The sequence below is a fragment of the Intrasporangium sp. genome (assembly GCF_051961875.1).
Lineage (GTDB): Bacteria > Actinomycetota > Actinomycetes > Actinomycetales > Dermatophilaceae > Intrasporangium_A.
Window position 1 is genome coordinate 1 of sequence record NZ_JBQCCV010000076.1, and the last position, 5749, is coordinate 5749.

The following is a 5749-nucleotide window of genomic DNA, read 5'->3' on the forward strand; positions in this document are numbered from 1 at the left end:
TCCTGGTCCGTCGGCGTCTTCCTCTATGCCGCGTCGGCCATCATCGTCTCGCTGCGGATCATGCTCTACGAGCTCGACCCCCGGGAGTTCGACCCGCCCTACTGGGTCTCGATGGGCGCGATCGCCATCACCGTCGTCGCCGGCGCCCGGATCGTCCAGATGCACTCGGCTCCGATGGTGGACGCCACCCGTGGGCTCATCGCCGGGCTCTCCGTCGTCTTCTGGGCGTTCGCGACCTGGCTCATCCCCGTCCTCGTCGCCGTCGGCGTGTGGCGCCACTTCGTCCGCAAGGTGCCGCTCCGCTACGAACCGACGCTCTGGAGCATGATCTTCCCGCTGGGCATGTACGGCGTCGCCGGCATCTACCTCGGCCGCGCCGACCACCTGCCGATCGTCGAGTGGATCGGCTCGCACTGGCTCTGGGTCGCCGTCGCCGCCTGGACGCTCGTGTTCCTGGCGATGGGCCGCGGCCTGCTGCGCGGGCTCGCCGGGAGGGCCTGACCCGAAGGCCCGCCCAGCGGCATACCAACCGGGAGGTATGCCGCTCAGCCGGCTCCCGGACGCCCGCTCAGTCCTCGGGGGCGTCCACGCGGGCGTGGGTCCATGGGCGCGACAGGTCGAAGCGCCGCCCGGAGATCTCGTCGACGGCGACCGCGACGACGATGTACTTCGGGGTGCCGACCCACGGGCGCAGCGGCAGCTGCTCAATGATGTACTCCTCGTCGCCGTGGAGCACGTGCGCCCGGCCGCGGACGACGACGCTCGTCGCGTGCTCGGCGACGATCTCGTCGACCTCGAAGGCGACGTCGTCGTTCATCGTCACGCCGAGGACCTTGCTGCCCTCCGCCGTCAGGAAGAGCAGCCGGGTGCCGTCGACGGCGTAGTTGATCGGGACGATGTGGACGGCGCCGACGAGGTGGAAGGCGAGCCGGCCGAACTCGTGCGTCCGCAGGAACTCCCACGACTCCTCCGGGTGGAGGACGTGGACCGGGTCTCCGGCGAACTCGTACTGGTACTCAGACATCGTGGCCACCTGCTCTCCCGAATCGGCCTCGTACTACCTAGTGTAGTAGTATTAGGGGCTGGTTGGGAGAGGGCCGTGGGTGAGGCTGGTCGCACCGGCCGGCGCGACCAGCGTCAGCCCTCGGTGAGAGCCTGCCGGAGGAGCTGGACGAGGGCGTCGCGCTGCAGGGTGTCGCCAGGGGCCACCTCGACGTCGCTGCCGTCGAGCGCGCGCGCCGCCAGGCCCTGCTTGGCGTCGATCAGCTCGGCGATCTTGGAGTCGATGGTGCCGGCGGCGAGGATGCGCCAGGCGGTGACCGGCTCGTCCTGGCCGATCCGGTGGACCCGGTCGATCGCCTGCTGCTGCTCGGCCGCCGTCCACGACAGCTCGGCGAGCACGACGTTGGACGAGGCGTGCAGGTTGAGCCCCACGCCCGCTGCGAGGAGGGAGCAGACCGCGACGGACACCTCGGGGTCCTTCTGGAAGGCGTCGACCGCGGCCTGGCGCTGCGTCGTCGTCTGGTCACCGCGGACCGTCACGGTCCGCAGGCCCGCATCGCGCAGGACCCGCTCGGCCTCGTCCATGACGTCGATGTGCTTGGCGAAGAAGACGACCTTGCCGACCGAGTGGGACAGCTGAGCCGCGTAGTCGGCGGCGAGGGCGGCCTTGCCCTGGCCGATCCGGCGCACGAGCGTGAACACGTTGTCGCCCTTGGCGGCCTTGTCGCTCGAGCCGGCCTTCAGCTCGGCCAGCGCGACGCGGCGCATCAGGGCGAGGTCAGGCTCGCCGTCGACCTCGGTGCCGGCGCCCTCGGCGAGGAGGGCGCGGTAACGCTTGGCGAGGCGCTCGCCCACGGCACGCTCCGCCTTGCGGATCGACCGGCCGATCTCGTCGTCCAGCTCGACAGTGATGTCGGCGATGCGCTTGTCGGGCAGGTCGCTCGCGACGTCGACCTTGCGCCGGCGCACGATGCCCATGTCGATGACGGCCTGGCGGGCCTCGGGATAGAAGTCGCGGTCGGCCGGCGTGAGCCCGGTCTCGTCGAGACGCCGGAGGATCGGGGCGGCCGGCTTGCCGTCCTTGATCCAGCCCAGGTAGCGCCAGATCGCGCCGAAGTCCTTGACGTCGTTGATGAGCGGGGTGCCGGTCAGGGCGAGCATGAGGGGGTTGCCGCCGGGCGTGCCGGCCCGGACGTGGTCGGCCAGGGCGAGCACCTGCCGGGACCGCTGGGACTGGACGTTCTTGATGAAGTGGGCCTCGTCGACGACCATCGAGTGGAAGCCGAAGCTCGAGAGCCACGCAAAGTGACGGTCGAGGATCGCGTAGTTGACGACGAACACGTCGGCGAAGGCGTCGACGTCGGCCCCGTCGCCGCTGATGATGGTGACCCGGCGCTGCGGCGTCCACCGCTCGACCTCGCGCGCCCAGTTGATCTTCACAACGTTCGGCACGACGGCGAGCATCGGGTAGGCGTTCGCGACCGAGGCGGCCAGGACCGACTGCGCCGTCTTGCCGAGGCCCGGCTCGTCGGCGAGCAGGAAGCTGCGGTGGCCCTCGAGGACGGCCTGCAGGAAGCGGGACTGGTGGACCATGAGGTGCTGCCCGGGCGGGGAGAACCGGTCGATGAGCGGCTTGGGCGGCAGCTCCATGGAGGCCGCGCCGCCACCGGAGCCCTGCTCGAAGGCGCGGTAGAGCGGCTCGAGCAGCTCCCACCGGGCGAGGTTCTGCGGCAGGTAGCTGTCGCGCGCCACCCGGTCGACGTCGGGGACGAGGAAGGGGTTGGCCAGTGCCCGGATCGGCACCGACTGGGGCATGACCTGCTTCGCCGCGAGCTCCGGCGGCAGGATCGGCTTGGTCGGCTCGGGCCGGGTGATGACGAGCTCCTCGGGCGAGAGCTCGGCACCCGACTCCAGGAGCCAGTCGCGGCGCATCTGCTGCGCGGCCGGGCTCGGCTTCGCGTCGGGGTCGAGCAGCCCGAGCAGGCTGGTGTCGCGCGCGGTGATCTGGGCGAGGATCGAGGCGATCCCGTCGAGGCGCTTGAGCAGCTCGTCGCGCTGGGCCGGGGGGATCGACGCGTCCTCCTTCACGCGGGCCCGCTCGGCGCGCATCAGGAGAGCGATGACCTGGAACTTGGTCCGGTTCGTCGGCGTGGCACGGCCCTTGGAGGTGACGCGCGCCTCGACCTCTCGCACACGTCGGGCAAGGACGGGGATGAGCGGAGCGGCGTCGGTACGGCCGTGCTCACCATTGGTTTGAGCCGGACGGTCGGCGGTCCGGCGGCGAAGTCGCGTTGGCATATTCCTCTTCGTGACGCGGTGGCGACGAGGATCGAGATCCTGCCCTGCTCCACGGCGCGGACGATCGAGGCCCAAACGGACGTCCCGGGGTCAACCCTCCTGAGGTCCGATGCCTCGCCCCGCTGTGGAACGCAGTGACACGATTCTACCGCGCGTCAGGACACTCTGGTGCCCACCAACGCGCCGATCACGTAGGTCACCGCCATGGCGATGAGACCGCCCGCGACATTGCGGAGCACCGCCCGCCCTGCGGGGCTGTGACCGAGGCGGGCGCTGGCCCAGCCCGTGAGGGCCAACGCGGCCGCGACGGAGAGCACCGTGACCCAGGTCCGGATGGAGGCCGTGGTGAAGGTGATGACGAGGAGCGGGAGGAGGGAACCGACCGTGAATGCCGTCATCGATGCCAGCGCCGCGTGCCAGGGATTGGTCAGGTCCTCGGGGTCGATGCCGAGCTCGACCTCCGCGTGGGCGGCGAGGGCGTCGTGGTGCGTCAGCTCCTTTGCGACGTCCTCGGCCAGCTGCCGGCTGATCCCCTTGGCCTCGTAGAGCTGGGTCAGCTCCTCGAGCTCGCCCTCCGGGTCCTCGTGCAGCTCGCGCCGCTCGAGGTGCAGCATCGCCCGCTCCGAGTCGCGCTGGGTGCTGACGGAGACGTACTCGCCGGCCGCCATGGACAGCGCGCCCGCGACGGCGGCGGCGACACCGGCGATGACGATGGCGCCTCGGCTGCTCGTCGCGCCGGCGACACCGACGACGACGCCCGCTGTCGAGACGATGCCGTCGTTGGCACCGAGGACCGCCGCCCGCAGCCAGTTGAGGCGCGCGCCCAGGCTCTCGCCCTGAGGCTCCGGGTGGTCTCCCAGGTTCGGCATCCCGCTGCCGGCGCTGATCTCGGACATGTGCTCTCCGATCGGTCGGTTACCCCGATCCTGTCATCCCACACGCCGAGACCCCGCTCATGGCCGGTCACGTCGTCGTCGTGTCGACTCCGTCGTCAGAGGTGTTGCTGCCGCGGCCGCCGAGGCTCGGCAGCGGGGGCAGCTGTGCGCCGTTCTGCTGGCGTCCGAACCCGTTCTGGTTCTGTCCGACCCCGTTCTGGTTCTGCCCCAGGCCGTTCTGCTGCTGGCCGAGCCAGTTCTGGCCCAACCCGTTCTGGCCGAAGCCGTTGCGGGACCGGGGGAACTGCCCGCCGCCGGGGAAGCCCTGGGAGCCCCCGCGGTCCCCGCCGAGGGGCAGCGCCGCAGCCGCCCCGATCGCACCCGCGGAGACGAGGACGATCGTGACGCCGGCGACGGCCGCGGTGCGACCGGCCGACCACCGGGGGTGGCTCGTCGCCTCGGGAGCCGGGACAGCGGCATACCGGTAGGGCTCGGGGGGCGGGGGTGCGTCGTGAGGGTTGGTGGTCATGGCAGTGACTCTCGGGCGCGTCGCTGTGCCGGCCCTGTGCCCCTGCTGTCGCCATGCTGCGGCTCTCCGTGACAGCAGCCTCAAAGGTTGCCCACAGGAAGGTACTGGCGCTGGCACAGCCCCGGGTGTTTGACTGAGCACATGACGGACAGGACCAGCCCGGCTACCCAGCTGCAGCGCCTCGACGGCTCACCGGTGCGCGTGATCGTCGTCGACGACGAGGCCAACCTCACCGAGCTGCTCGGGATGGCCCTGCGCTACGAGGGCTGGGAGGTCCGGTCTGCGGGCAGCGGCATGGACGCGGTCCGGGTGGCGCGCGACTTCGACCCCGACGCGGTGGTCCTCGACATGATGCTGCCGGACTTCGACGGGCTCGAGGTGCTGCGCCGGATGCGCGCGGACAACCCGCTCGTCCCCGTCCTGTTCCTCACCGCGAAGGACGCCGTCGAGGACCGCGTCTCCGGGCTCACCGCGGGCGGGGACGACTACGTGACCAAGCCCTTCTCCCTCGAGGAGGTCGTCGCCCGGGTGCGCGCGCTCATGCGGCGCACGACCGTCTCGATGACCGCGGCCGACTCCGTCCTGGTCGTCGGCGACCTGACCCTCGACGAGGACAGCCACGAGGTCACCCGGGCCGGGGAGGAGATCCACCTGACGGCCACCGAGTTCGAGCTCCTCCGGTACCTGATGCGCAACCCGAAGCGGGTCCTGTCCAAGGCGCAGATCCTCGACCGGGTGTGGAACTACGACTTCGGGGGGCAGGCGAACGTCGTCGAGCTCTACATCTCCTACCTGCGCAAGAAGATCGACGCGGGCCGGGAGCCGATGATCCACACGATGCGGGGCGCGGGGTATGTCCTCAAGCCTGCTCTTTGAGCCGGCCGGGACGACGGGGTCGCCGCCCGAGCAGCCCCCGACGCCCGAACCGGACGCGGACCGGCGCTCGCGGTGGCAGCGCTTCCGTGACGGGCTTCCCCAGGTCCGGCCGCTGTCCCGGTGGACCCTGCTGGCCAAGCTGGTCGCCGCGACGCTCGCCCTCATCACC

Annotated in this window: 6 protein-coding genes and 1 pseudogene; 3 read left to right on the forward strand and 4 right to left on the reverse strand. The window is 71.1% G+C overall.

Translation table 11 applies throughout. From position 1 onward, the window contains the following. On the forward strand, positions 1 to 501 hold a 501-nt coding region (locus ACTHJJ_RS04610), incomplete at its 5' end, for a tellurite resistance/C4-dicarboxylate transporter family protein (RefSeq protein WP_440301762.1). Between the two features lie 67 nt (positions 502 to 568). On the opposite strand, the gene ACTHJJ_RS04615 is transcribed toward ACTHJJ_RS04610, so the two are convergent. The 4 genes from ACTHJJ_RS04615 to ACTHJJ_RS04630 all read right to left on the reverse strand — a co-directional run bounded on the left by ACTHJJ_RS04615 (position 569) and on the right by ACTHJJ_RS04630 (position 4704). Further along, positions 569 to 1024: a pyridoxamine 5'-phosphate oxidase family protein gene (locus tag ACTHJJ_RS04615; protein ID WP_440301763.1), complete on the reverse strand. Its 456-nt coding sequence runs from the start codon at positions 1022 to 1024 to the stop codon at positions 569 to 571. Positions 1025 to 1137: 113 nt separating this feature from the next. Further along, positions 1138 to 3300 (reverse strand): DEAD/DEAH box helicase, encoded by a 2163-nt coding sequence (locus ACTHJJ_RS04620; RefSeq protein ID WP_440301764.1) that lies wholly within the window; start codon positions 3298 to 3300, stop codon positions 1138 to 1140. A gap of 155 nt (positions 3301 to 3455) precedes the next feature. Continuing rightward, positions 3456 to 4196, reverse strand: a complete 741-nt coding sequence (locus ACTHJJ_RS04625) for a VIT1/CCC1 transporter family protein (RefSeq protein WP_440301765.1) — start codon at positions 4194 to 4196, stop codon at positions 3456 to 3458. Between the two features lie 67 nt (positions 4197 to 4263). Beyond that, entirely contained in the window at positions 4264 to 4704 is a 441-nt protein-coding gene (locus tag ACTHJJ_RS04630) for a hypothetical protein (RefSeq protein WP_440301766.1), read from the reverse strand. 141 nt (positions 4705 to 4845) lie between these two features. Here ACTHJJ_RS04630 and ACTHJJ_RS04635 point away from each other — a divergent pair, with 141 nt between their 5' ends. Beyond that, the gene (locus ACTHJJ_RS04635) at positions 4846 to 5580 is read left to right on the forward strand and encodes a response regulator transcription factor (RefSeq protein WP_440301767.1); all 735 of its coding nucleotides are present in this window, start codon (positions 4846 to 4848) and stop codon (positions 5578 to 5580) included. Then, positions 5558 to 5749: pseudogene (locus tag ACTHJJ_RS04640) on the forward strand (hypothetical protein); the annotation flags it as partial. The gene ACTHJJ_RS04635 and the pseudogene ACTHJJ_RS04640, both read left to right, overlap by 23 nt.